26 protein-coding genes are annotated in these 24,081 nt (G+C 70.3%); 19 read left to right on the plus strand and 7 right to left on the minus strand.

The window, feature by feature from the left end; translation table 11 throughout:
* The first annotated feature begins 30 nt into the window (after positions 1–30).
* Positions 31–1,119, plus strand: coding sequence for an ATP-dependent DNA ligase (locus O3S82_RS07510; RefSeq protein ID WP_179424754.1), 1,089 nt, complete (start codon positions 31–33; stop codon positions 1,117–1,119).
* 1 nt (position 1,120) lies between these two features.
* Here the strand turns inward: O3S82_RS07510 and O3S82_RS07515 are convergent, their stop codons facing one another.
* Complete coding sequence (locus tag O3S82_RS07515) at positions 1,121–1,516, minus strand: DUF2510 domain-containing protein (protein ID WP_218845777.1); 396 nt, start codon at positions 1,514–1,516, stop codon at positions 1,121–1,123.
* A 229-nt stretch (positions 1,517–1,745) separates the two neighbouring features.
* Between O3S82_RS07515 and O3S82_RS07520 the strand changes: the two genes are divergently transcribed.
* Entirely contained in the window at positions 1,746–5,138 is a 3,393-nt protein-coding gene (locus tag O3S82_RS07520; protein WP_269306699.1) for a M14 family zinc carboxypeptidase, read from the plus strand.
* A gap of 54 nt (positions 5,139–5,192) precedes the next feature.
* On the opposite strand, the gene O3S82_RS07525 is transcribed toward O3S82_RS07520, so the two are convergent.
* Complete coding sequence (locus O3S82_RS07525; RefSeq protein ID WP_269306701.1) at positions 5,193–6,248, minus strand: DNA polymerase domain-containing protein; 1,056 nt, start codon at positions 6,246–6,248, stop codon at positions 5,193–5,195.
* 103 nt (positions 6,249–6,351) lie between these two features.
* Here O3S82_RS07525 and O3S82_RS07530 point away from each other — a divergent pair, with 103 nt between their 5' ends.
* The 10 genes from O3S82_RS07530 (at position 6,352) to abc-f (ending at position 15,046) form a co-directional block, all read left to right on the plus strand.
* The gene (locus O3S82_RS07530) at positions 6,352–7,056 is read left to right on the plus strand and encodes a helix-turn-helix transcriptional regulator (RefSeq protein ID WP_269306703.1); all 705 of its coding nucleotides are present in this window, start codon (positions 6,352–6,354) and stop codon (positions 7,054–7,056) included.
* Entirely contained in the window at positions 7,053–8,489 is a 1,437-nt protein-coding gene (gene sufB / locus O3S82_RS07535) for a Fe-S cluster assembly protein SufB (protein ID WP_179424746.1), read from the plus strand. The genes O3S82_RS07530 and sufB overlap by 4 nt, the downstream gene beginning before the upstream one ends.
* Positions 8,486–9,673: a Fe-S cluster assembly protein SufD gene (sufD, locus tag O3S82_RS07540; RefSeq protein WP_269306705.1), complete on the plus strand. Its 1,188-nt coding sequence runs from the start codon at positions 8,486–8,488 to the stop codon at positions 9,671–9,673. The genes sufB and sufD overlap by 4 nt, the downstream gene beginning before the upstream one ends.
* On the plus strand, positions 9,670–9,996 hold the full coding sequence (locus O3S82_RS07545; RefSeq protein ID WP_179424742.1) for a Rieske (2Fe-2S) protein: 327 nt from the start codon (positions 9,670–9,672) through the stop codon (positions 9,994–9,996). The genes sufD and O3S82_RS07545 overlap by 4 nt, the downstream gene beginning before the upstream one ends.
* Positions 9,993–10,751: a Fe-S cluster assembly ATPase SufC gene (gene sufC / locus O3S82_RS07550; RefSeq protein WP_179424740.1), complete on the plus strand. Its 759-nt coding sequence runs from the start codon at positions 9,993–9,995 to the stop codon at positions 10,749–10,751. Before O3S82_RS07545 ends, sufC begins: the two co-directional genes overlap by 4 nt.
* A gap of 2 nt (positions 10,752–10,753) precedes the next feature.
* The gene (locus O3S82_RS07555) at positions 10,754–11,986 is read left to right on the plus strand and encodes a cysteine desulfurase (protein WP_179424738.1); all 1,233 of its coding nucleotides are present in this window, start codon (positions 10,754–10,756) and stop codon (positions 11,984–11,986) included.
* A gap of 2 nt (positions 11,987–11,988) precedes the next feature.
* Positions 11,989–12,444: a Fe-S cluster assembly sulfur transfer protein SufU gene (gene sufU / locus O3S82_RS07560; protein ID WP_179424736.1), complete on the plus strand. Its 456-nt coding sequence runs from the start codon at positions 11,989–11,991 to the stop codon at positions 12,442–12,444.
* On the plus strand, positions 12,441–12,797 hold the full coding sequence (locus O3S82_RS07565; protein ID WP_179424734.1) for a metal-sulfur cluster assembly factor: 357 nt from the start codon (positions 12,441–12,443) through the stop codon (positions 12,795–12,797). The genes sufU and O3S82_RS07565 overlap by 4 nt, the downstream gene beginning before the upstream one ends.
* A 122-nt stretch (positions 12,798–12,919) precedes the next feature.
* Positions 12,920–13,312, plus strand: a complete 393-nt coding sequence (locus O3S82_RS07570) for a hypothetical protein (RefSeq protein WP_269306709.1) — start codon at positions 12,920–12,922, stop codon at positions 13,310–13,312.
* A gap of 132 nt (positions 13,313–13,444) precedes the next feature.
* Positions 13,445–15,046, plus strand: a complete 1,602-nt coding sequence (gene abc-f, locus O3S82_RS07575) for a ribosomal protection-like ABC-F family protein (protein WP_179424732.1) — start codon at positions 13,445–13,447, stop codon at positions 15,044–15,046.
* On the opposite strand, the gene O3S82_RS07580 is transcribed toward abc-f, so the two are convergent.
* Positions 15,033–15,776, minus strand: a complete 744-nt coding sequence (locus O3S82_RS07580; protein WP_269306711.1) for an SURF1 family cytochrome oxidase biogenesis protein — start codon at positions 15,774–15,776, stop codon at positions 15,033–15,035. The two genes, abc-f and O3S82_RS07580, sit on opposite strands and share 14 nt — an antisense overlap.
* Positions 15,777–16,058: a DUF3099 domain-containing protein gene (locus O3S82_RS07585; RefSeq protein WP_179424728.1), complete on the minus strand. Its 282-nt coding sequence runs from the start codon at positions 16,056–16,058 to the stop codon at positions 15,777–15,779. It lies immediately after the preceding gene.
* Between the two features lie 60 nt (positions 16,059–16,118).
* Between O3S82_RS07585 and O3S82_RS07590 the strand changes: the two genes are divergently transcribed.
* Positions 16,119–16,334, plus strand: a complete 216-nt coding sequence (locus O3S82_RS07590; RefSeq protein ID WP_179424726.1) for a dodecin — start codon at positions 16,119–16,121, stop codon at positions 16,332–16,334.
* A gap of 6 nt (positions 16,335–16,340) precedes the next feature.
* Here O3S82_RS07590 and serB read toward each other — a convergent pair whose 3' ends face one another.
* The gene (serB, locus tag O3S82_RS07595; RefSeq protein WP_269306716.1) at positions 16,341–17,573 is read right to left on the minus strand and encodes a phosphoserine phosphatase SerB; all 1,233 of its coding nucleotides are present in this window, start codon (positions 17,571–17,573) and stop codon (positions 16,341–16,343) included.
* A 50-nt stretch (positions 17,574–17,623) separates the two neighbouring features.
* Here serB and O3S82_RS07600 point away from each other — a divergent pair, with 50 nt between their 5' ends.
* The 4 genes from O3S82_RS07600 to O3S82_RS07615 are packed head-to-tail and all read left to right on the plus strand — an operon-like array spanning position 17,624 to position 20,678.
* Positions 17,624–18,427 (plus strand): ABC transporter ATP-binding protein, encoded by an 804-nt coding sequence (locus O3S82_RS07600; RefSeq protein WP_179424722.1) that lies wholly within the window; start codon positions 17,624–17,626, stop codon positions 18,425–18,427.
* Positions 18,428–18,435: 8 nt separating this feature from the next.
* The gene (locus O3S82_RS07605; RefSeq protein ID WP_179424720.1) at positions 18,436–18,885 is read left to right on the plus strand and encodes an NfeD family protein; all 450 of its coding nucleotides are present in this window, start codon (positions 18,436–18,438) and stop codon (positions 18,883–18,885) included.
* Positions 18,886–19,971 carry an SPFH domain-containing protein gene (locus O3S82_RS07610; protein ID WP_269306718.1) on the plus strand — a complete coding sequence of 362 codons (1,086 nt, stop codon included), beginning with the start codon at positions 18,886–18,888 and terminating at the stop codon, positions 19,969–19,971.
* Entirely contained in the window at positions 19,968–20,678 is a 711-nt protein-coding gene (locus O3S82_RS07615) for a lytic transglycosylase domain-containing protein (protein ID WP_269306720.1), read from the plus strand. The genes O3S82_RS07610 and O3S82_RS07615 overlap by 4 nt, the downstream gene beginning before the upstream one ends.
* Before the next feature lie 16 nt (positions 20,679–20,694).
* On the opposite strand, the gene O3S82_RS07620 is transcribed toward O3S82_RS07615, so the two are convergent.
* On the minus strand, positions 20,695–21,222 hold the full coding sequence (locus O3S82_RS07620; RefSeq protein WP_269306722.1) for a YbhB/YbcL family Raf kinase inhibitor-like protein: 528 nt from the start codon (positions 21,220–21,222) through the stop codon (positions 20,695–20,697).
* An 18-nt stretch (positions 21,223–21,240) separates the two neighbouring features.
* Here O3S82_RS07620 and O3S82_RS07625 point away from each other — a divergent pair, with 18 nt between their 5' ends.
* Entirely contained in the window at positions 21,241–22,041 is an 801-nt protein-coding gene (locus tag O3S82_RS07625; protein ID WP_269306724.1) for a TrmH family RNA methyltransferase, read from the plus strand.
* Here O3S82_RS07625 and def read toward each other — a convergent pair.
* On the minus strand, positions 22,028–22,633 hold the full coding sequence (def, locus tag O3S82_RS07630; protein WP_269306726.1) for a peptide deformylase: 606 nt from the start codon (positions 22,631–22,633) through the stop codon (positions 22,028–22,030). The two genes, O3S82_RS07625 and def, sit on opposite strands and share 14 nt — an antisense overlap.
* A 158-nt stretch (positions 22,634–22,791) precedes the next feature.
* On the opposite strand from def, the gene O3S82_RS07635 reads away from it, so the two are divergent.
* Positions 22,792–24,081 (plus strand): acyl-CoA dehydrogenase family protein, encoded by a 1,290-nt coding sequence (locus tag O3S82_RS07635; RefSeq protein WP_269306728.1) that lies wholly within the window; start codon positions 22,792–22,794, stop codon positions 24,079–24,081.

Below are 24,081 nucleotides of genomic sequence, written 5' to 3' on the forward strand. Positions count from 1 at the left end.
AGAACATTCTAGGTGTGGCAGGTTGAGGCCATGGACCTGCCCGTGATGCCGCCGCTGGCGCCGATGCTCGCCAAGTCCGCGAAGAAGGTGCCGCACGACGACGGCCACCTCTACGAGCCGAAGTGGGACGGGTTCCGGGCCATCGTGTTCCGCGACGGCGACGAGGTCGAGATCGCCAGCCGGTCGACGAAGTCGCTGACGCGGTACTTCCCCGACGTGGTCGAGGCGATCCGCGCGCACACGCCCGACCGGTGCGTGCTCGACGGCGAGATCGTCATTGCCCAGGACGGCCGGCTCAGCTTCGACCTGCTGTCGAACCGCATCCACCCCGCCGATTCACGGGTGACGATGCTGGCCCGCGAGACGCCTGCGTCCTTCGTGGCGTTCGACCTCCTGGCGCTGGGCGACCGCTCGTACGTCGACGAGCCGCTCTCGGTCCGTCGGCCGGCGCTCGTGGAGGCCTTGGCGCCCGCGCAGCCGCCGGTGCACGTCACGCGGGTCACGGAGGACCCCGACGAGGCCGAGCACTGGTTCACCACGTTCGAGGGCGCGGGGCTCGACGGGGTCATCGCGAAGCGGCTGGAGGGCGCCTATGCGCCGAACGGCCGCACAATGCTGAAGATCAAGCACGCGCGCACCGCCGACGTCGTCCTGGCCGGCTACCGGCTGCACAAGAACTCCACGGCCGAGCGTCCGCTGCTCGGGTCGATGCTGCTCGGGATCTACGCCGACGACGGCCGGCTCCAGCACGTGGGCGTGGCGGCGTCGTTCACCGAGGCGCGTCGGGCCGAGCTCGTCGACGAGCTCGAGCCGCTGCGGCTGGCGGAGGGGGAGAGCCACCCGTGGGACCGTTGGCAGGACGAGGCGGCGCAGGCCTCGGGCCGACTGCCCGGCGGGCAGAGCCGCTGGACCGGCACCAAGGACCTGTCGTTCGTGCCGCTGCGCCCCGAGCGAGTGCTCGAGGTCGCGTACGAGCACATGGAGGGCGAGGGCGACCAGGCCCGGTTCCGCCACATGGGCCGGTTCCAGCGCTGGCGCCCGGACCGCGAGCCCGAGTCGTGCACGTACGCCCAGCTCGAGGAGGTCGCCCGCTACGACCTCGGCGACGTGCTGCAGTGACTCACCAAGGCTCGAGGTCCTCGAAGTCCTGGTAGTCATCGAGCTCCTCGACCTCGAAGGTCGGCTGCTCGACCGGCGTCGGGTCGGTGTCGACGGAGGCCAGGAGGCCCGCGGTGACGAGCGCGAGCACGGCGACGGTCAGGACGACGAGCGCGGCGACGGCGTTGCCGCCGATGCCGGAGGGTCGCCGCTGGGCAACCGGCTGGGTCTGCCCGAGCGGCACGCGCTGCCCGTTGAGCAGCATCCACCCCTCCGGGACGCGCTCGCGCCGATCGGTGCTGCTGGGCGTGGGGACCCCCTGCACCTGCTCGGTCCAGGCCGAGCCGTTCCAGTAGCGACGTCCGCCGCTGCCGGCGGGATCGTCGTACCAGCCCGCGGGCGGCTGCTGCTGATTCACGCGCCGAGCGTAGCGAACCGCCCCGCCGGAGGGAGCCCGACGGGACGGCCCGTGACAGTGGAACGGGGTTCGTGGGAGAACATGACGTAACCCTCAGTTGCTCTGTCCCACTTTCCGCCCCGAAGCGCGACACGGCCCGGAGCCGCAAGAAAAACTGATGCTGGTGCAGCGCTGTTCGCTGGGCCTAGTGTGACGCCTGACACGTCCTACACGAACAGGAACAAGCCACATGCCCTCATCCCTCTCGATGCGGAGGAAGGCGGTGGTCGTGACGCTCGCGTTGGCGGCACCCGGTCTGCTCGCCGTGTCCGCCGTGCCCAGCGCCCTCGCCTCGTCCTCCTCGACGGCCACCGACGTGGTCCTCGAGCGCCTGCCCGACGAGGTCCCCGACGTCGTCGAGATCACCGTCCCGGGGACGAAGGAGCTCGATCGTCTCGTGGCGACCGGGGTCGACCTCGACCACGGCGTGGAGCAGCGGCCCGACGGCCTCGAGGTGCGCGCGATCATCACGCCCACGGAGGCCAAGGCCCTGCGCCAGGCCGGCTTCGAGACGGGCGAGACCCTCTACACGGCCGAGGACACCGAGGACGCGCTCGAGCAGCGCGCCGCGACGATCCGCGCCGCGAAGGCCGAGAACGCCGAGTTCGCGGACGAGGCGACGCACCCCGACGGGTCGGACGTCAAGATCACCCGCGCCGAGTACTTCACGTCGTTCGGCGTGCCGGTCCTCTCGGTGGAGGCCAAGTGGGCCGAGGGCCAGACCGCGACCACCACGCTCACCGTGGAGCGCGACAGCGGTCCCGGCACCGCGTTCGGCAGCGGCGGCACCCAGACGATCTCGCGCTTCGTCGACGCGAGCGTCTACCTCTACCACCGCGGCGCCAGCCCCACGACGGGCGCCGCCGCGCTGACCAGCCGTCCCGACCGCATCCGGATCACCAGCCCGACGGGAGACGTCGCGATCGCGAAGGTCACCGACTGGCTGCCCACCGGCGACGAGGCCGACCCGTTCAAGGGCGCGGGCTACCAGGAGGACTTCATCACGTCCTACCTCGACCCGACGCAGCTGTACGACCGCATCCGCCAGCTGGCGACCGACCACCCGGACCTCGCCGAGATCGTCGAGCTGCCGAACAAGACGAACGGCTACCGCCGTCACTCGCAGGCCGTCATCCCCGCCGGCACCGCGACGGCCGACAACCCGCGCCGCCTCGCGATCACCTCGAAGGCCTACGGCTCGGACGGCGGCAACGCCCTCTCGGTCCGGGTCGACCACCCGACGGCGGCCGACCAGGCCCTGACCGTCGCGGTCGACGGCTCGCTCGTCGTGGTGACGTCCGCGACGGACGGCTCCGGTGCGGCCACCAGCACGGCGGCCCAGATCGCCGCGGCGATCAACGCGCACCCCGAGGCCAGCACGCTGGTGTCGGCCGCGACCTACCGCGGGAACGCGGGAGCCGGGGTCGTCCCCGCGGCGACCGTGGCGCTCTCGGACTTCCTGAACGCGCCGGCCAACGTCTCGCGCGACCCGCATGCGGTCTACGCGATCAAGATCGGCAAGGTCCGCGACGGGTCGAAGCCGGGCGTCTTCTTCTACGCGCAGGAGCACGCCCGTGAGTGGGTGCCGCCGCTGGTCACGATCGAGACGGCCGAGCGCCTGCTGCGCAACTACGACTCGCACGCGGCCACGCGTGACCTCGTCGACAACCTGGAGATCTGGGTGCTCCCGTCGGTCAACCCCGACGGCGGTCACTACTCGTTCTACGACTTCAACTCGCAGCGCCGGAACATGACGATGCACTGCGGGACGACGGCGGGCGGCAACACCGACGCGAACGCGCGCAACCAGTGGGGCGTCGACGTCAACCGCAACTACGACGAGTACAGCTTCTTCGACGGCTACTCGGGCGCCTCCAACAACTGCAACGGCGACACCTACGCGGGTCCGTCCGAGCTGAGCGAGCCCGAGGCCAAGAACGTCGACTGGGTCGCCGCGCACCCGAACATGAAGTGGTCGATGAACGTGCACAGCTCGGGCAACTACTTCATGTGGTCGCCCGCCGCCTACCGGACGCCCGGACGCATCACCGCGCCCGAGCCCACGCTCGAGGAGGAGTCGCTGTTCCAGGGCGCCTCGTCGCGCATCCTCACCGCGATCAAGCGGCACCGCGGACTGTCGGTGACCCCGGCGCGCACCGGTCGCGTCGTGGACACCCTGTACTCGGCGGCCGGCAACTCCGGCGACATGCTCTGGTACAAGTACGGCATCTACGCCTGGGACTTCGAGGTCGGCTCGACCTTCCAGCCGCCGTTCGAGGCCGAGACGCCCACGGGCGCCGGCGCCCACCAGGAGGCGATGGAGTTCTCCAACGGCCTCGTCGAGATGCTGCGGATCGCTCGCGACCACGACACCGACACGGTCGCGCCCACCAGCGAGGTCAAGGTCACGTCCAGCGCGACCGAGGGCCAGGTCAACGTGGAGTTCGCCACGAGCGAGCCGGCGAGCGTGTTCTACACGACCGACGGCACGGTCCCGAACCTGCGGTCGACGATGTACGCCGCAGCGGGTCTGCGCGAGGGCGGCGAGCGCCTCCGCGTGGCCGAGGGCACCGAGGTCCGCTGGATCACGGTGGACGCCCGCGGCAACGTGGAGCGGGGCTTCGTCCCGGGCCGTGAGGGCAACTACCGCACGTGGGTGGCCGAGGTCGGGTACGAGGAGCCGCTCCCGGCGTCCTCCACGACCCTGACGCTCGATCGCGACGAGATCCGCGCCGGCCAGACCGGCGTCACCGCCGCCATCGAGGTGGCGGCCACGGGCGCCGGCGACCAGCCGGATCCCGAGGGCGTCGTCACGGTCTACGTCGGCGACGAGCCGGTCGGCTCGGCCGAGCTCGACGGCAGCGGGCGGGCGCAGGTCGCCCTCCCCGCGCTCAGCGCGGTCGGCAGCCAGCTGGTGACCGCGCGCTACGGCGGCAGTGCCGAGCTGGCGGGCAGCACATCGCTGCCGGTCGCGCTCAAGGTCGTGGCCGCGCCGGGTGTCCCGAGCGCCGCGGTGGCCCTGACGGTCTCGCCGAAGAGCATCACGGCGGGCAAGCGGGCGACGGCGAGCATCGCGGTGAAGGTCGACCGTGACGGCGACGTGACGGCCGGCAAGGGCGTCGTGGACGTCTTCGTCGACGGCGTCCGGCACCGGACGGTCTCGCTCGACCGCAACGGCCGCGCCACGGCGCCTCTCGGCCCGTTCGCCACGAGCGGTGCCCGGGTCGTCACGGCGACCTACCGGGGCACCCAGGACGTCGGCGCGAGCTCGTCGAGCCCCGTGGTCCTGCGCGTCACGAAGGCCTCCTCGAAGGTCGGCGTGAAGATCACGCCGCGCAAGGTCACGACCGGCACGCGCGCCCGGGTCACGGTCACGGTCAAGGCCCCCGGTGCCCACGTCCGCGGCAAGGCGCTCGTCAAGGTCGGATCGCGCTCCTACGTGGTCACGATCGACGCGAAGGGCCGCGGCTCGGTCAAGCTGCCGCGGCTGAGCAGCGGCACGAAGCGCGTGACGGTCTCCTACCTGGGCAACGCGCACGTGAAGTCCGCGAAGAAGGCGGTGAGGCTCACCGTCCGCCGCTGAGGTGACGCAGGAACGGGGGTCGGCCGCGCGGCGGTCGGCCCCCGTTCCGCGTGCTCAGTCGGTCCTCTTGCGCGACGGCTGCACGCGGCGGGGCTCGCCGGGCATCTTCGGGTAGTCCGGGGGGTACGGCATCTCGCCGAGGCCGTTCTCCTCGTCGCGGTCGTACCAGTCGAGCAGCGTCTGGATGGAGTGGTGGACGTCGTCGATCTCGCTCCACGGGTCCGTACGTTGCTCGAGAAGGCCGGGCACGGTCGTGAGGTTGAGCGTGCGCGGGTCGTCGACCTCGAACAGCTCCTCCCAGGTCAGGGGAGTGGACACGGGCGCGCCGGGCTTCGGTCGCAGGCTGTACGCGCTGGCGATCGTGCGGTCGCGGGCGTTCTGGTTGAAGTCGACGAAGATCTTCTCGCCGCGCTCCTCCTTCCACCAGGCCGTGGTGACGCCGTCGTCGCGGCGCTCCAGCTCGCGTCCGAACGCCAGCGCGGCATGGCGCACGTCCGTGAACGTCCACTTCGGCTCGATGCGCGCGAAGATGTGGACCCCGCGGTTGCCGCTGGTCTTGGCGAAGCCGCGGATGCCGATCTCCTCGAGCAGCTCCTTGGCAACCCGGGCGACGCGCTGCGCGTCGTGGAAGTCGGTGCCGGGCTGCGGGTCCAGGTCGATGCGGATCTCGTCGGGATGGTCCACGTCGGCACGGCGCACGGGCCAGGGGTGGAACGTGATCGTCCCCATGTGGGCAGCCCAGGCGGGCACGGCGATCTCGGTGGGGCAGATCTCGTCGGCGCGACGCCCCGAGGGGAAGTGGATGCGCACGGTCTCCAGGTATGGGGGAGCGCCCTTGGGCACGCGCTTCTGGTAGAACGCGTCGCCGTGCCCGTCGGCGCGCGTGGCCATCACCATGTCCTCGCGCACGCCCTTGGGCCAGCGCTCCAGGGTGGTCGGCCGCTCGCGCAGCGCGCGCATCAGCCCGTCGCCTACGGCGACGTAGAACTCGACCACCTCGAGCTTCGTGATGTCCGGCGTGTGGTCGGTCTTCTCGAAGATCACGCGGTCGGGACTGGAGACGCGCACGGTGCGCCCTCCGGCCTCGACCTCCGCTGCGGATGCCCCCATGGGCCGACCTTATGGCTAAACGGCGTGGTGAGGCGCGGCTCACTGAGGCGAGCCTTCGTTGAACGGGGGGAATCATTAACGTCACAATGGTGTTGTGAAAAGCATGCGCGTGAATCATGAGGTGTCGTCCGTCGACGACCTCTCCACGCGCGAGCGCGTCGCCGAGAGCATCCTGGAGAACGGTCCCAGCACCGCCACGACCCTCGCGACGCGGCTCGGACTCACTCCCGCGGCCGTCCGCCGCCACCTCGAGCACCTCGTCGAGCAGGGTCTCGTCGAGTCGCGCGAGGAGCGGGTCCGGGGCCAGCGCCGCCGTGGCCGTCCGGCCCGCGTGTTCGCGCTGACCGCCGCCGGTCGCGACACCTTCGCCCACTCCTACGACGACCTGGCCGCCGAGGCGCTGCGCTTCCTGCGCGCCACGGGTGGCGACACGGCCGTCATGGAGTTCGCGCGACACCGACTCGCCGATTTCCGCCAGCGCTACGAGCGACTGCTGCACGGGGTCCCGGTCGAGGACCAGGCCGCGGTGCTCGCCCGGGCGCTCACCGACGACGGCTTCGCCGCCTCCGCCAGCACCACCCCGCTCGGCGAGCAGATCTGTCAGCACCACTGCCCGGTGGCCCACGTCGCCGAGGAGTTCCCGCAGCTGTGCGAGGCCGAGACCGAGATCTTCGGCGAGCTGCTGGGATCGCACGTCCAGCGTCTCGCCACCATTGCCCACGGCGACGGGGTGTGCACCACTCACCTGCCCCGCGCCACCCAGACCACCACCAACGCTGTGTCTCCAACTGAAGGGGAGTCGTCATGACGACCACGAACGACACGACCTCGATCGAGGACCTGAACCCGGGACTGAAGGAGGTCGGCAACTACGAGTTCGGCTGGCACGACGCCGACGTCGCCGGCGCCAGCGCCCAGCGCGGCCTGAACGATGCCGTCGTCCGCGACATCTCGGGCAAGAAGAGCGAGCCCCAGTGGATGCTCGACCTGCGCCTGAAGGGCCTCAAGCTCTTCGATCGCAAGCCGATGCCGACGTGGGGCGCCGACCTCGACGAGATCGACTTCGACAACATCAAGTACTTCGTCCGCTCGTCGGAGAAGCAGGCCCAGTCGTGGGAGGACCTGCCCGAGGACATCAAGAACACGTACGACCGGCTGGGCATCCCCGAGGCCGAGAAGCAGCGCCTCGTCGCCGGTGTGGCCGCGCAGTACGAGTCCGAGGTCGTCTACCACTCGATCCGTGAGGACCTCGAGCAGCAGGGCGTCATCTTCCTCGACACCGACACGGCGCTCAAGGAGCACCCCGAGATCTTCGAGGAGTACTTCGGCACGGTCATCCCGGTCGGCGACAACAAGTTCGCCGCACTGAACACGGCCGTGTGGTCGGGCGGCTCGTTCATCTACGTGCCCAAGGGCGTCCACGTGGACATCCCGCTGCAGGCGTACTTCCGCATCAACACCGAGAACATGGGTCAGTTCGAGCGGACGCTGATCATCGCCGACGAGGACTCCTACGTCCACTACGTCGAGGGCTGCACCGCCCCGATCTACAAGACCGACTCGCTGCACTCCGCGGTCGTCGAGATCATCGTGAAGAAGGGCGCTCGCGTCCGCTACACGACGATCCAGAACTGGTCGAACAACGTCTACAACCTGGTGACCAAGCGCGCCACGTGCGAGGCCGGCGCCACCATGGAGTGGGTCGACGGCAACATCGGCTCCAAGGTCACGATGAAGTACCCGGCCGTCTACCTCATGGGTGAGCAGGCCAAGGGCGAGACGCTGTCGATCGCGTTCGCCGGCGAGGGCCAGTACCAGGACACCGGCGCCAAGATGGTGCACGTCGCGCCGAACACGTCCAGCTCGATCCTGAGCAAGTCCGTCGCCCGAGGCGGCGGCCGCACGTCCTACCGCGGCCTGCTCCAGGTCAACGAGGGCGCCTACGGCTCGGCCAGCACGGTCAAGTGCGACGCGCTCCTGGTCGACCAGATCAGCCGCTCGGACACGTACCCGTACGTCGACGTGCGCGAGGACGACGTGACCCTCGGCCACGAGGCCACCGTCTCCAAGGTCAGCGACGACCAGCTCTTCTACTTCATGCAGCGCGGCATGGAGGAGGACGAGGCCATGGCGATGATCGTGCGCGGCTTCGTCGAGCCCATCGCTCGCGAGCTGCCCATGGAGTACGCGCTGGAACTGAACCGACTCATCGAGCTGCAGATGGAGGGTGCTGTCGGATGACCGCAACCATCGAGGGAACCGACAACGGCCTGGCCGCCGCGCTGGAGCTGGACCACGTCCAGTCCCACCTGCACCCCGAGCCGTCGTACGACGTCGAGGCCCACCCCAAGCCCACGGGCCTGGAGGAGATCTGGCGCTTCACGCCGCTCAAGCGCCTGCGTGGCCTGCTCGACGGCACGCCGTCCGACGCCTGCCTGGAGTGGAAGGACGAGCTGCCCGCGGGCGCCTCGCTCTCCACGATCACCACCGACGAGGCCAAGGCCCTCGGCGGCATCGCCCCGCTCGACCGCCTCGCCGCGCTGGCCGTGCAGAACGCCGGCGGTGCCACGCTGCTGTCGATCGACGGCGAGCTCGACGCCCCGGCGCGCATCCGGCTCACCGGCCCCTCGGTCGAGGAGACCGTGTGGGGCCACATCGTGGTCAAGGTCGCGCCGTTCTCGAAGGCCACGATCGCGTTCGACCACGTCGGCTCGGCCACCTACGCCACGAACGTCACCTACGTGGTGGGCGACGGTGCCCAGCTCGACGTCGTCAACCTGGCCGACTGGGAGGACGACGCCGTCCACGCCGTGCAGAACGGCATCAGCGTCGGTCGCGACGCCACGGTGCGCTTCTTCGAGTTCACGCTCGGTGGCGACCTCGTCCGCTCGTCGACCAACGTCGACTACCGCGGACCCGGCGGCAGCGTCGACCTGCTCGGCATCTACTTCGCCGACGCGGGCCAGCACCTCGAGCACCGCCAGTTCGTCGACCACACGGCCCCGAAGACCCGCAGCAACGTCGAGTACAAGGGCGCGCTGCAGGGCCAGGACGCGCACACCGTCTGGATCGGCAACGTGTTGATCCGCAAGGTCGCCGAGGGCATCGAGACGTTCGAGCAGAACGACAACCTCGTCCTCACCGACGGCGCGCGCGCCGACTCGGTGCCGAACCTGGAGATCGAGACCGGCGACATCGCCGGCGCGGGCCACGCGTCCACGACCGGTCGATTCGACGACGAGCACCTGTTCTACCTGCAGAGCCGCGGCATCGACCCCACCGAGGCCAAGCGCCTCGTCGTGCACGGCTTCTTCAACGACATCATCCGCCGGATCGGTGTCGCGGACCTGCAGGAGCGCCTCATGTCCGCCATCGAGGACGAGCTGGCCGCCGTGGTCGGCAACCCGTCTGCGGTGTCGGCATGACCTTCCAGGAGGTCGCGAAGCTCGCCGACGTCCCCGAGGGCGCGGCGCTCGGCATCGAGTTCGAGGGCCACGACCTGGCCCTGGTGCGAGACGGTGACACCGTCTACTGCATCCAGGACTGGTGCTCGCACGCCGAGATCCCGCTGTCCGACGGCGACGTCGAGGGCTGCGAGATCGAGTGCTTCCTGCACGGGTCGCGCTTCGACCTGCGCACCGGCAAGCCGCTGGGCCTGCCGGCCACCGAACCGGTCCCCGTCTACCAGACCAAGATCGAGGGAGAGACCGTCTGGGTCGACCTCCCCAACCAAGGAGAGAACGCATGAGCACTCTGGAGATCAAGAACCTCCACGTGTCCGTCGACACCGAGGACGGCGCGAAGGAGATCCTCCGCGGCGTCGACCTGACCATCAACTCCGGCGAGGTCCACGCCATCATGGGCCCGAACGGCTCGGGCAAGTCCACGCTGGCCTACTCGATCGCCGGCCACCCCAAGTACCAGGTCACCGAGGGTGAGGTGCTGCTCGACGGCGAGAACATCCTGGAGCTGAGCGTCGACGAGCGTGCCCGCGCCGGCCTGTTCCTGGCGATGCAGTACCCCGTCGAGATCCCCGGCGTCTCGGTCGCGAACTTCCTGCGCACCGCGAAGACCGCCATCGACGGTGAGGCGCCCAAGCTGCGCACGTGGGTCAAGGACGTCAACGCCGCGCTCGAGCGGATGACGCTCGACCCGTCGTTCGCCTCTCGCTCGGTCAACGAGGGCTTCTCCGGCGGCGAGAAGAAGCGCCACGAGATCGCCCAGCTCGAGCTGCTCAACCCGAAGTTCGCGGTCCTCGACGAGACGGACTCCGGCCTGGACATCGACGCCCTGCGCGTCGTCTCCGACGGCGTCAACCGCTACTCGGGCCAGGGCGATCGCGGCGTGCTGCTGATCACGCACTACACGCGCATCCTGAACTACATCCAGCCCGACTACGTGCACGTCTTCGTCGCGGGCAAGCTCGCCGAGACCGGCGGCCGCGAGCTCGCGGAGCTGCTCGAGGCCGAGGGCTACGACAAGTTCACCAAGGCGGCCGTCTGATCATGGCCGGCTACGACGTCGAGGCGATCCGCAAGGACTTCCCCATCCTGTCCAGGACGATGGCGGGGGACCGCCCTCTGGTGTACCTGGACAGCGCCAACACGTCGCAGAAGCCGCGTCAGGTCGTCGAAGCCATCGAGCGTCACTACCTCGAGCACAACGCCAACGTCGCGCGGGCGATGCACCAGCTCGGTGCGGAGGCGAGCGAGGCGTTCGAGCTCGGTCGCGACAAGGTGGCGTCGTTCATCGGCGCGCCGCGGCGCGAGGAGGTCGTGTTCACCAAGAACGCGTCCGAGGCGCTCAACCTCGTGGCTCGCGTCCTCGGTGACGCGGGACGCGTGGGCGCCGGCGACGAGGTCGTCGTCACCCAGATGGAGCACCACTCCAACCTGGTGCCGTGGCAGCTGCTCACGCAGCGCACGGGTGCCGACCTGCGCTGGTACGGCGTCACGCCCGAGGGCCGTCTCGACCTCGACTCGCTCACGCTGACGGAGAGGACGAAGGTCGTCTCGGTCACGTGGGTCTCGAACATGCTCGGCACGATCAACCCGGTCGCGGAGATCGTCCGCCGCGCGCACGAGGTCGGCGCGCTCGTCGTCATCGACGCGTCGCAGGCCGTGCCGCAGCTTCCGGTCGACGTGGCCGCGCTCGGTGCCGACTTCGTGGCCTTCACGGGTCACAAGATGGTCGGCCCGACGGGCATCGGCGTCCTGTGGGGTCGCTACGACCTGCTCGCCGAGCTGCCGCCGTTCCTCGGCGGCGGCGAGATGATCGAGACGGTGTCGATGGAGGCCACGACCTTCGCCGCGCCGCCGCACCGCTTCGAGGCGGGCACGCCGCCGATCGCGCAGTCGGTCGGACTCGGCGCCGCCGTGGACTACCTCTCGGCGATCGGCATGGAGAACGTCGCCGCGCACGAGCAGCAGATCACGGCGTACGCGCTCGAGGCGATGAACGACCTGCCCGGCGTGACGATCGTCGGCCCCAAGGAGCCGGTCGACCGCGGGGGAGCGATCAGCTTCACGATCGACGGGGTGCACCCGCACGACGTGGCGCAGCTGCTCGACTCGCAGGGCGTCGCCGTGCGCGCGGGTCACCACTGCGCCAAGCCGTTGCACGCGTGCTTCGGGGTGCAGTCCACGACCCGTGCCTCGTTCTACCTCTACACGACCGAGGCCGAGATCGACGCGCTCGTCGCGGGGATCCGGCACACCCAGTCGTACTTCGGAGCCTGACCATGAACGCATCGAACGTCGACGCCCTGTACCAGGAGATCATCCTGGACCACTACAAGAACCCGCACGGTGCGGGCCTGCGCGAGCCCTTCGAGGCCGAGGTGCACCACGTGAACCCCACGTGCGGCGACGAGATCACGCTGCGCGTGCACCTCGAGGGCGGCCGGGTGGCCGACGTGTCCTACGACGCGGCCGGCTGCTCGATCAGCCAGGCCTCGGCCTCGGTCCTGAACGACCTCGTGGTCGGCCAGCAGGTCGACCACGCCCTGACCACACTTGACGCCTTCCAGGAGCTCATGCAGGGCCGCGGACAGGTCGAGCCTGACGAGGACGTGCTGGAGGACGGCATCGCCTTCGCGGGCGTCGCCCAGTTCCCGGCGCGCGTCAAGTGCGCCCTGCTGTCCTGGATGGCCTGGAAGGACGCCGTCGCCCAGGCTTCGGCCAAGGAGGAAGCATGACCGATCACAGCGATCTGCCCGACGTCGCCGTCGCCCCCGGCGCCACCACGCAGGAGGACGTCGAGGAGGCCATGAAGGACGTCGTCGACCCCGAGCTGGGCATCAACGTCGTCGACCTCGGCCTCGTGTACGGCGTCCACGTCGACGAGCACAGCAACGCGATCCTGCAGATGACGCTGACGTCCGCGGCCTGCCCGCTGACCGACGTCATCGAGGACCAGACCCGCGCCGCGCTCGACGGCCTGGTCAACGACTTCCGGATCGAGTGGGTCTGGATGCCGCCGTGGGGCCCGGACAAGATCACCGACGACGGCCGCGAGATGCTGCGCGCCCTCGGCTTCAACATCGGCTGACGCGCCACCGCATCCCTCCACTCTTGGAACGCGTTGCACCTTCCGCGCCCCTGAAAGCGTGCATCGCGTTCCAAAAGTGACGAGGGCGGACGATCGCCCCGCGATTGCGGGAGACTCGCTCCATGACAGAAGCCGCCCGCGCGTGGGAGCGTCTGCTGAGCGCCCTGAGCGCTTGGGCCACGGTCGCGGATCCCGAGCCCGGCCGGATCCGTGTCCGGTTCGTGGACGCGACCGGGTCGCCCCGGCAGGTCGAGATCGTGATGGGCCCCGAGAGCTGGGCCGACTGGGTGGACATCATGTGGGCGTCGCCGGAGCAGGGCGCGCGGGAGGTCAAGGAGACTCTTCTCGGACTCGACGAGCGGTACCGCTACCTGGTCTACGAGACCTATGGCCTGGAGCCTTCGGAGACCGAGGAGCTCCCTCCGGACGACGTCCTCGAGTGGCTCCGCGCTCACCCCAGAGGTGGCCGGTGGGTCGTACTGAACGAAGACGGGACCGTCCGCGACGAGTTCTGAGGCGCCAGGATTTCGCGCCACCGGTGCTGGGTCCGTAGACTGGCTCGGTGGACATGATCCGGCTGGAGTGACGCACGAGCACCTGCTCGACCCCGCGTCCTCGCCCCGTTCACCCCTCACGAAGGCTCTTCCATGATCACCGCTTCCCACGTGGAGCTGCGCTTCGGCGCGCGCGTCCTGATGTCCGACGTCTCCTTCCGTGTCACGAAGGGGGACAAGATCGGCCTGGTCGGGCGCAACGGCGCCGGCAAGACCACGTTGACGAAGATGCTGGCGGGCGCCGGCGGCGAGCCCGCGTCGGGCTCGATCACCCGGTCGGGCACCGTCGGCTACCTGCCGCAGGACCCCAAGACCGGTGACCTGTCGATCACGGCGCGCGACCGGATCCTCTCGGCGCGTGGTCTCGACGACGCCCTGCGCCGCATCCGCCAGGCCGAGAAGGACATGGCCTCGGAGGACTCCTCGGTCGCCGAGGACGCGATGCGCCGCTACGCGCGCGCCGACGCCGACTTCGGCGCCGCGGGTGGATACGCCGCGGAGGCCGAGGCCGCGACGATCTCGCACGCCCTCGGCCTGCCCGACCGGGTCCTGGAGCAGCCGCTGCAGACCCTCTCCGGCGGTCAGCGCCGCCGCATCGAGCTGGCGCGGATCCTGTTCAGCGACGCCGACACGATGCTGCTCGACGAGCCGACCAACCACCTCGACGCCGACTCGGTCGTGTGGCTCCGCGGCTTCCTGCAGACCTACTCCGGCGGGCTGATCATCATCAGCCACGACGTGGACCTCGTCGAGGAGACCGTCAACAAGGTCTTCTACCTGGACGCCAACCGCGCCACGATCGACATCTACAACATGGGCTGGAAGCACTACCTGCGCCAGCGCGAGTCCGACGAGGCGCGCCGCAAGCGCGAGCGCGAGATCACCACCAAGACGGCCGAGCGGCTCATCGCGCAGGGCAACAAGATGCGCGCCAAGGCCTCGAAGGCCTCCGCGGCCCAGCAGATGCTGCGTCGCGCGGAGCAGATGATGGCCGGCCTCGAGGACGTCCGCCAGGTCGACAAGGTCGCCAAGATCGACTTCCCGAAGCCCGCTCCGTGCGGCAAGACCCCGCTGATGGCGGAGGGTCTGTCGAAGTCGTACGGATCGCTGGAGATCTTCACCGACGTCGACCTCGCGATCGACCGCGGCAGCCGCGTCGTGGTGCTGGGCCTCAACGGCGCCGGCAAGACCACGCTGCTGCGCATGCTGGCCGGCACGCTGCAGCCCGACACCGGCGAGATCGTCCCCGGGCACGGCCTGAAGATCGGCTACTTCGCCCAGGAGCACGAGACGCTCGACCTGAGCCGGACCGTGCTCGACAACATGCAGCGGGCGGCGCCCGACCTGACCGAGACCCAGGCGCGCAGCGTGCTGGGCGCGTTCCTGTTCACCGGCGACGACTCCGACAAGTCGGCTGGGGTGCTGTCGGGCGGCGAGCGCACGCGACTGGCGCTGGCGGGACTCATCGTCTCGAGCGCCAACGTGCTGCTGCTCGACGAGCCGACCAACAACCTCGACCCCGCGTCGCGCGAGGAGGTGCTGGCCGCGATCCGCTCCTACGAGGGCGCCATCGTGCTGGTCTCCCACGACGAGGGCGCCGTGCGCGCGCTCGACCCCGACCGGGTGCTGCTGCTGCCGGACGGCGACGAGGACATCTGGAACGACTCGTACGCCGACCTGATCAGCCTGGCGTGACCTCGGCGGACGCCTTCGGGCGGCGCTCGCGCAGCTCGGCGCGGACGAAGAGGAAGTAGCCGACGACCGCGAGGCCGGAGAAGAACCACCACTGGATCGCGTAGAACAGGTGGGGTCCGGTGCCGAGGTCGGGCTGCGGCGGGCCGGTCAGGCCCTCCTGCTCGGGCGAGGTCAGTGCGACGTAGCCGGGCAGCGGCTCGGCGCCGAGGAAGTCGGTCCAGCGCTCGCCGTTCACGGCACGGACCTGGCCGTCGCGCGGCGTGGTGGCGGCCTGGTCGGCGGTGCTGGCGCGCTGCAGCCAGCCGGTGATCGTCACGCGACCCTGGCCGGCGGCCGGCACGTCGTCCGGAGCCGTGCCGTCGCGCGGTCCCGCGATCCAGCCGCGGTCGATCAGGACGACCTGACCGTCGGTGAGCCGCAGGGGAGTGATGACCTGGACGCCCGGGGCGCCGTCGCGGTGGGCGAACCGGACGGTGATCTCGCGCGAGCTGTCGAACGTGCCCGTGGCGGTGACCGTGCGGTACTCGAGGTCGGGGTCCCAGCCGTCGGCGAGGACGTCCTCGACCGGAGCGGGGTCGCCGGCGACGTTCGCCTCGACGATCGCGTTGTCGGCCTTGCGCTGCTCCCAGCGGTCGTACTGCCAGCCGCCCAGGACGTAGCACGTGACGGCCATCAGCACGACGAAGATCGCGAGCCCGATCCAGCGCGGGCTCACCAGGAAGCGCAGCACCTACTGGTCCAGTTGCTTGCGGTCGACGCCGAACGGTGACGGCCCGTCGCCGGAGCTCCGGATGGCGGAGTTGCCGATCACGACGGCGACGTACGGCAGGAACACGGCGCCGACGAGCAGGATCCAACGGGTCCAGTGATCGACCGCGACGAAGCCGATGAAGCAGGCGACGCGGACGGCCATCGAGATCAGGTAGTTGCGCTCGCGATGGTCGACCTGGGAGCTGTAGGGCTCGCGCGCACTCGTGATCGAGTGCACCTCTTCGGGTTCGCGCCGGGCCATGTCCCGAGTCTACGCCGTGGGTCCTGCACGGCACCCGCCGCCGGGTGGGACGATGAGCCCATGAGCAACCGCACCTATCGAGTCACCGAGATCGTCGGCACCTCCCCGGCGGGCGTCAGCGAGGCCATCGACAGCGGCATCGCGCGAGCGTCGCAGACCCTGCGGCACCTGGACTGGTTCGAGGTCGTGGGCATCCGCGGCCAGATCGTCGACGACGAGGTCGAGCACTACCAGGTCACCCTCAAGATCGGCTTCCGCCTCGAGGACGACGAGTAGGAACGGCTACGGCGCCGTCGTCACGTCGGCGGCGTCGGCCGCCTCGACCTCCTCGCGCGTGATGCCCATGAGGTACACGATCGCGTCGAGGTAGGGGACGTTCACCGAGGTCTGCGCCTGGTCGCGCACGAGCGGCTTGGCGTTGAACGCGATGCCCAGGCCCGCGGCGGCCAGCATGTCGAGGTCGTTGGCGCCGTCGCCGATGGCCACGGTGTTGCGCACGTTGATGCCGGCCTGCGCCGCGAAGTCGCGCAGCGCCTCGGCCTTGCCCGCGCGGTCGACCACGCGGCCCAGGACGCGGCCGGTGAGTGCGCCGCCGACCACCTCGAGGTCGTTGGCGGCGAAGTAGTCGATGCCGAGGTCGGCGGCGATCCGCTCGATGATCTGCGTGAAGCCGCCGCTGACCAGCGCGAAGCGGTATCCCAGACGCTTGAGCGTGCGGATCATCGTGCGCGCGCCGGGGGTGTAGGAGAGGTTCTCGTAGACCTCGTCGAGCGCCGCGGCGGGCACCCCCTGCAGCTGGGAGACGCGCTCGTGCAGCGACTCGGCGAAGTCGAGCTCGCCGCGCATGGCCCGCTCGGTGACCTCGGCGACGGCCTCCTCGCAGCCGGCGTGGGCGGCGAGCATCTCGATGACCTCGCCCTGGATGAGGGTGGAGTCGACGTCCATCACCACGAGCCGCTGCGCGTGCCGCAGGATGCCGTGCTCCTGCACGGCCACGTCGGTGCCGTGGTCGTGGGCGATCGAGGCCAGCTCGGACTGGAGCGCGTCGGGATCGGCGCCCGAGACCTCCATGCGGATCGCGGTGACGGGGTAGCGGGCCATCCGGACGATGCGGTCGATGTTGCCGCCGAGGGCGTTGATGCCCTTGGTCAGCGCGGCCATCGCCTCGGGTCGCAGCGGGGCGCCCAGCACGACCACCTGCGAGCGGCCCACCCGCCGGGGGCGGTTGTCGCCCGTGCCGTGGACGACCTCGACCTCGAGTCCCAGGTCGGCGCCCACGGCGTCGAGATCGGACTGGAAGCCCGGGAGCTCGCCCGGGGTGGTCACGAGGACGCTCAGCACGAGCCGGCCGCGCACGACCAGCTGCTCGACGTCGATGACCTCGACGTCGTGGGCGGCCAGGGCGGAGAAGACGCGACCGGAGACGCCGGAGCGGTCGGGACCGCTGAAGGTCACCAGCACCGTGGGCTCGGTCAGGTGCAGCGTGGGGACGTGTCCCGAGTCAGGCGTGCTCATCGTGTCGAGGGTATCGGCAGAACGTTGAGCCCAACCGATAGGTTGGTGGTGTGACCGCCGTGTTCGACCTGACCGACGTCACCATCGTGCGCTCGGGCAAGACTCTCCTCGACCGCGTCTCGTGGCGCGTGGAACCGGGGGAGCACTGGGTCATCGTGGGGCCCAACGGTGCGGGCAAGACCACCCTCCTGCAGGTGGCCTCTGCGAACATGCACCCCACGTCCGGGTCGGCGGAGATCCTCGGTGAGCGCCTCGGAGCGGTCGACGTGTTCGAGCTGCGCCCCCGGATCGGCCACACCAGCGCCGCGATCGCCGAGCGCGTCCCCGCCGGGGAGAGCGTCCGCAACCTCATCCTCTCCGCGGCCTACGCGGTCCTGGGTCGCTGGAACGAGGAGTACGACGACGAGGACCACCGCCGGGCCATGTCGATGCTGGCCGAGCTGGGGATCGCCCCGCTGGCCGACCGCACCTTCGGCACGCTGTCCGAGGGCGAGAAGAAGCGCGTCCTGCTGGCGCGCTCCCTGATGACCGATCCCGAGGTCGTGCTGCTCGACGAGCCGGCGGCCGGCATGGACGTCGGCGCCCGCGAGGACCTCGTCGAGAGCCTGGAGGCGCTGGCCTCCGACGAGCTCGGCCCGTCGCTCGTGATGGTGTCGCACCATCTCGAGGAGATCGCGCCCGGCTTCACCCATGCGCTGCTGCTGGCCGGCGGCGGCGTCGTGGCCTCGGGCCCCATCGCCGACGTCCTGACCTCGCAGAACCTGTCGACGGCGTTCCGCCAGCGCCTCGATGTCACGCACGACGCGGGACGATTCTCGGCACGACGCCCCCCGGTGCGCCGGCGGGCGAACTAGGAGGGCACATGGACTGGTTCGGGGACGACATCTGGCTCACGTGGGCTGCGCTCGGCGTGCTCATGGGCCTCATCGAGCTCGCCAGTGGCGAGCTGATCTTCCTCATGTTCGGCATCGCAGCCTTCTCGGCCGCCCTCGCCGCCGGCTTCGGGGCACCGATCGTGCTGCAGATGGCGCTCTTCGGCATCCTCTCGGTCGCGCTCCTGGCGCTCGTCCGCCCGCGCATCGCCGCCCGGGTCCACGACGGTCCCTCGCTGCCCCTGGGCCAGCACGGCCTCGTCGGGCAGCTGGCGATCGTCGACGAGCGGGTGAGCCGCCACGCCGGCCGCGTGGTCATCAACGACGTCCTGTGGACTGCTCGCCCGATCGACCCCGAGGCGACCTACGAACCTGGCGACGAGCTCCTCGTCGCCGACATCGACGGTGCGGTGGCCCGCGTCGTCCGGAAGGAGAGCTGAATGTTCGAATCCGCCCTCGTGATCTTCTTCGTCCTGCTGGTGGTCCTGCTGATCGTCACCGCAGCGATGAGCCTGAAGATCATCCCGCAGAACTTCGCGGGGATCGTCGAGCGACTCGGCAAGTACCGCACCACCCTGACCCCCGGGCCGCACCTGATCGTGCCGTTCCTCGACCGCGTGAAGTACCGCGTCGACCAGCGTGAGCAGGTCGTCTCCTTCCCGCCGCAGGGCGTCATCACCGAGGACAACCTGACGGTCGAGATCGACACGGTCATCCTCTACACGGTCAACAACCCGGTGGCGGCCACGTACGAGATCGTCAACTACATCGAGGGCATCCACCAGCTCACGACCACCACGCTGCGCAACATCATCGGTGGCATGACGCTGGAGCACGCGCTCACCAGCCGCGACCAGATCAACCGCACGCTGAGCGCCGAGCTCGACGCGGCCACGGGCCGTTGGGGCATCAAGGTCAGCCGGGTCGAGCTCAAGAGCATCGATCCGCCGCCGACCATCATCGACGCCATGGAGAAGCAGATGCGCGCCGAGCGTGACAAGCGCGCCGCGATCCTCACGGCCGAGGGCGAGCGCCAGTCGGCCATCCTGAGCGCCGAGGGCCAGAAGCAGGCCGCGATCCTCACCGCCGAGGGCCAGAAGCAGTCGGCGATCCTCACCGCCGAGGGCGAGAAGACCGCCGCGATCCTGACCGCGCAGGGCGAGGGCCGCGCCATCGAGACCGTCTTCCAGGCGATCCACGACGGCAACCCCGACCAGAAGCTGCTGTCCTACCAGTACCTGCAGACGCTGCCGAAGATCGCCCAGGGGCACAACGCCTCCACGTGGATCATCCCGGCCGAGGTCACCGCCGCGCTCAGCTCGATCGGCAACGTCGTCGGGTCGATCCCGGTCGACGGTGGCGGCTCGCAGAAGCGGGTCGACCTCGACGAGCCCGTCGAGACGGCGTCGTCCGGCCCGGCCGAGACGTCCAGCGCGGTCGAGGAGGCCATCCGGGCCGCCAAGCAGGCGGAGTCGCCGGTCTCCACGCAGGACGTGCCGCCCACGGACCAGCCGCCGACTGCGTGACCTCACGACTCCTCGTCCTCGGTGCCGCCGTGCTCGCCACGGTGGGCATCGTCATCGCATGGCTCGTGGTGGGCCGAGGCGGCGACGACGACCCCATCAGCGGGCCGGCGGCGCAGCAGGCCGAGGAGGTGCCCCTCGCCGAGGGCTCGACCACCGAGCCCGACGCGGACTGGGTCACCGAGACGGCCGCCGATCGGCAGATCCCGGTGCGCGCGATGCAGGCCTACGCGCGCACCGAGATCAGTCAGCGCGAGGCGGCGCCCGAGTGCAACCTCCGCTGGAACACCCTCGCGGGCGTCGGCTCGGTCGAGTCGGCGCACGGCACGCTGGGTGGCGCCGGCCTCGACGCGGCCGGCGTGCCGAGCAAGCGGATCATCGGTCCGCCGCTCAACGGCGAGAACGGCACGCGGGCCATCGAGGCGACGAAGGAGTCCACGGCCCTGCACGGTGACGAGGAGTGGGACCGCGCGGTCGGCCCGTTCCAGTTCCTCACCTCGTCGTGGGAGCAGTACGGGGCCGACGCGGACGGTGACGGCCGCGCCGACCCGCACGACATCGACGACGCGGCCCTGGGCGCCGCGAACCACCTGTGCGACCGCGAGCGCGACCTCGCCGGCGAGGGCTGGGTGCCGGCGGTGTTCGCCTACAACAACTCGATGGCCTACGTGAAGAAGGTCCGCGGCATCGCCGACAGCTACGCGAGGTAGCGCCGGCGACCCGGGTTCACCACTGCCAGGTGCCGTGGATGATGGCGCGACCCAGCGTCTTGAACGCCAGGTTGAAGCCGACGACGGCGGGGGAGGCCGACGAGTCCACGCCCAGCGTCTCCTCGCCGACGGCGTGCACCACGAAGTAGTAGCGGTGGGGCTGGTCGCCCTCCGGCGGGGCCGCGCCCATGAAGTTGAGGCCGCCGCCGTCGTTGCGCACGTGGAAGGCGCCGCCGGGCAGCGTCTCGTCGCTCGCGCCGGCGCCGGTGGCCAGTTCGGTGACGTCGGCCGGGATGTCGACGGCCACCCAGTGCCAGAAGCCCGACACGATCGGCGCGTCGGGATCGAAGCACGTGACGACGAAGGACTTCGTGCCTTCGGGGGCTCCGCTCCACGCCAGCTGCGGCGAGGTGTCGCCGTGCGCGTTGACCTGGTCCTCCTTGAGGGAGGCGCCGTCGGTCACGTCGTCGCTGGTGACGGTGAAGGACGCGGCGGCGGGCAGCAGCGGGTACGGATCGGGAGTCACGGGTCGGTCGAGGCTCATGCCACCTAACCTAGTGCGGTGGCCGACCTGATCGCACTCGATGACGCCCGCGACGAGCGGCTCCGCGACTACACCGACCTGCGCGACGTGCAGCTGCGAACGACCGTCGAGCAGGAGCGGGGGATCTACATCGCCGAGGGCGAGAAGGTGATCCACCGTGCGGTCGCCGCCGGGCACACGCCGAAGTCCCTGCTGCTCGCCCCGCGCTGGCTGGACAACCTGTCCGACGTCCTCGAGACGACCGACGCGCCCGCCTACGTGCTGAGCGAGAAGGCGATCGAGCAGGTCACCGGCTTCCACGTGCACCGCGGGGCGCTCGCGGCGATGCAGCGGCCGCAGGAGCGTGAGCCCCGCGAGGTGCTCGCCGCGGCCCGCCGCGTGCTCGTGGCCGAGGACCTCGTCGACCACACGAACATCGGCGCGATGATGCGCAACGCGGCGGCGCTGGGATTCGACGCCGTGCTGCTCTCACCGCGCTGCGCCGACCCGCTGTACCGGCGCTCGATCAAGGTGGCGATGGGTGCGGTGTTCTCGCTGCCGTGGGCCCGTCTCGACGACTGGTACGGCGCGCCCGCGCTGCTGCGGGAGCTGGGCTTCACGACCTACGCGATGACGCTGGCCGACGACGCGGTCAGCCTCGAGGACGTCGAGCCGGCGGAGCGCGCGGCGGTGATCGTCGGCTCCGAGGGGCCGGGACTGACCGAGCACTGGCAGCGCGAGGCCGACCACCGGGTGATCATCCCGATGGCGGCCGGCATCGACTCGCTCAACGTGGCGGCGTCGACGGCGATCGCCTGCTGGCACTTCAGTCGTCGCTAGGGTCCTCGCCCACGGGCCAGTCGTCGGGGTAGTCCTCGGCGAGCGACTTGTGCTGCTTGTAGAGCTTCTTGCGCGCCTTCTCGGGCACCCGGTCGCCGAAGACCGTGCCGAACAGATGGTCGGTCTCGTGCTGGAGGCAGCGGGCCAGGAGGCCGGTGCCCTCGAACGCGACGGGCTCGCCGGTGTGGTCGACGCCCGTGACCCAGGCGTGGTCGGGGCGGCCGCACTCGGTGAACGCGCCGGGCAGCGAGAGGCAGCCCTCGTCGGCGACGTCGAGCTTGCGGTCGGTACCGTCGGGGAGGCGGAGCACGGGGTTGCACACGACGCCCGTGATGCGCTGGTGGTCGGCGTCGGGGCAGTCGAAGACGAAGACCTTCAGGTTCTCGCCGACCTGGTTCGCGGCGAGGCCGACGCCCTCGGCGGCGTACATGGTGGCCACCATGTCGGCCACGAGGGTGGCGAGCTCGTCGTCGAACGCGGTGACGTCGCGCAGCTCGTGGTGCATGACCGGGGTTCCCCAGCGCGTGATGGGGCGGACGGAGCCACCGGTGGGCAGCGGGCGGGACTGGTCGGCGGAGGGCGTTTCGGGCACGCCTCAGCCTATCGACTGGCCGACACGCGCAAACGCTGGCAACTGACTCGTGTTTCAGATACTCTCGGTATGTGAAACTGTAAACGACAGTTTCCACTGAGTCTCCAATCACCGAGTCTTCAATCACCAAGGGAGTGAACGTGGCGGGTAGAGACCCCATGGCCTACGGACTTCGCGCACTGAACAAGCTGGCGGCCTCCGAGACGCTGGATCGCATCGGTCTGCGCAAGTTCGCCGAGCGGGCGGTCCACGGATCGACGAAGGCAGGATTCCAGGCGATCGGCGCGGCACAGCGCACGTTCACCAAGGTCTCCGGCAGCTCGCAGGGCAGTCGTGTCGAGTCGGCGCAGCCGTCCGGCGTGTTCGACCTGACGCCCACTGAGGACCAGCAGATGATGGTCGACGTCATCGGCGAGTTCGCCGCCGAGGTGCTGCGCCCCGGTGCCGAGCAGGCCGAGTCCGCCGACGACACGCCCAAGGAGGTGCTGGCGCAGACCTCCGAGTTCGGGCTCAGCCTCGTCAACATCCCCGAGGCTCTCGGCGGACTGGCCGAGCAGCGCTCCGCCGTCACCGGCGTCCTCGTCGCGGAGGCGCTCGCGCACGGCGACATGGGCCAGGCCGTCGCGTGCCTGGCGCCGTCGGCCGTCGCCACCGCGATCTCGCTGTGGGGCACCGAGGGACAGCAGCAGACCTACCTGCCGTCGTTCACCGACGGCGACGTCCCGGCCGCCGCACTCGTCGTGACCGAGCCGGTCCCGATGTTCGATCCGTTCACGCTCGCCACGGTCGCGAAGCGCGCCGAGTCCGGCTACGTCCTCAACGGCGTGAAGTCCGGAGCGGTCCGCGGCGCCGAGGCCGAGCTGCTGGTCGTCGCGGCCGACGTCGAGGGCCGTGGCCCGTCGATGGTCATCGTCGAGACCGGCACCGACGGCGTCGCCGTCGCGGCCGACCCGGGCATGGGCCTGCGGGCCGCCGGTCTCTCGCGCATCCAGCTCACGGACGTCCACGTGGCCGAGGACGCGATCCTCGGCTCGGCCGACGACTACCGCGAGATGGTCCGCCTCTCGCGGATCGCCTGGGCCGGCCTCGCGCTCGGCACCGGCCGCGCGGTGCTGGAGTACGTCAGCGAGTACGTGAAGACCCGTGAGGCGTTCGGCGAGCCGATCGCCCACCGCCAGGCCGTGGCCTTCACGGTCGCCGACATGGCGATCGAGCTCGAGGGAATGCGCCTGGTCACCCTGAAGGCCGCGTCGCGCGCCGAGCGCGGCGCCGACTTCGCCCGTGAGACCGCGCTGGCCCGCCGGCTGGCGGCCGAGTACGGCATGAAGATCGGCACCGACGGCGTGCAGATGCTCGGTGGCCACGGGTTCGTCAAGGAGCACCCGGTCGAACGGTGGTACCGCGACCTGCGTGCCGTCGGCGTGATGGAAGGAGCAGTCCTCGTCTGA

Source organism: Aeromicrobium sp. HA, assembly GCF_027171405.1.
Classification (GTDB): domain Bacteria; phylum Actinomycetota; class Actinomycetes; order Propionibacteriales; family Nocardioidaceae; genus Aeromicrobium; species Aeromicrobium tamlense.

Coding starts and splice junctions, on each gene's coding strand:
- sufD (WP_269306705.1), top strand. CDS start 8,486: ATGACCGCAACCATCGAGGGAACCGACAACGGCCTGGCCGCCGCGCTG.
- O3S82_RS07545 (WP_179424742.1), top strand. CDS start 9,670: ATGACCTTCCAGGAGGTCGCGAAGCTCGCCGACGTCCCCGAGGGCGCG.
- O3S82_RS07605 (WP_179424720.1), top strand. CDS start 18,436: ATGGACTGGTTCGGGGACGACATCTGGCTCACGTGGGCTGCGCTCGGC.
- sufB (WP_179424746.1), top strand. CDS start 7,053: ATGACGACCACGAACGACACGACCTCGATCGAGGACCTGAACCCGGGA.
- O3S82_RS07520 (WP_269306699.1), top strand. CDS start 1,746: ATGCCCTCATCCCTCTCGATGCGGAGGAAGGCGGTGGTCGTGACGCTC.
- sufC (WP_179424740.1), top strand. CDS start 9,993: ATGAGCACTCTGGAGATCAAGAACCTCCACGTGTCCGTCGACACCGAG.
- serB (WP_269306716.1), bottom strand. CDS start 17,573: ATGAGCACGCCTGACTCGGGACACGTCCCCACGCTGCACCTGACCGAG.
- O3S82_RS07620 (WP_269306722.1), bottom strand. CDS start 21,222: ATGAGCCTCGACCGACCCGTGACTCCCGATCCGTACCCGCTGCTGCCC.
- O3S82_RS07530 (WP_269306703.1), top strand. CDS start 6,352: ATGCGCGTGAATCATGAGGTGTCGTCCGTCGACGACCTCTCCACGCGC.
- O3S82_RS07635 (WP_269306728.1), top strand. CDS start 22,792: ATGGCCTACGGACTTCGCGCACTGAACAAGCTGGCGGCCTCCGAGACG.
- O3S82_RS07610 (WP_269306718.1), top strand. CDS start 18,886: ATGTTCGAATCCGCCCTCGTGATCTTCTTCGTCCTGCTGGTGGTCCTG.
- O3S82_RS07555 (WP_179424738.1), top strand. CDS start 10,754: ATGGCCGGCTACGACGTCGAGGCGATCCGCAAGGACTTCCCCATCCTG.
- O3S82_RS07590 (WP_179424726.1), top strand. CDS start 16,119: ATGAGCAACCGCACCTATCGAGTCACCGAGATCGTCGGCACCTCCCCG.
- O3S82_RS07510 (WP_179424754.1), top strand. CDS start 31: ATGGACCTGCCCGTGATGCCGCCGCTGGCGCCGATGCTCGCCAAGTCC.
- O3S82_RS07570 (WP_269306709.1), top strand. CDS start 12,920: ATGACAGAAGCCGCCCGCGCGTGGGAGCGTCTGCTGAGCGCCCTGAGC.
- O3S82_RS07525 (WP_269306701.1), bottom strand. CDS start 6,248: ATGGGGGCATCCGCAGCGGAGGTCGAGGCCGGAGGGCGCACCGTGCGC.
- O3S82_RS07585 (WP_179424728.1), bottom strand. CDS start 16,058: ATGGCCCGGCGCGAACCCGAAGAGGTGCACTCGATCACGAGTGCGCGC.
- sufU (WP_179424736.1), top strand. CDS start 11,989: ATGAACGCATCGAACGTCGACGCCCTGTACCAGGAGATCATCCTGGAC.
- O3S82_RS07565 (WP_179424734.1), top strand. CDS start 12,441: ATGACCGATCACAGCGATCTGCCCGACGTCGCCGTCGCCCCCGGCGCC.
- abc-f (WP_179424732.1), top strand. CDS start 13,445: ATGATCACCGCTTCCCACGTGGAGCTGCGCTTCGGCGCGCGCGTCCTG.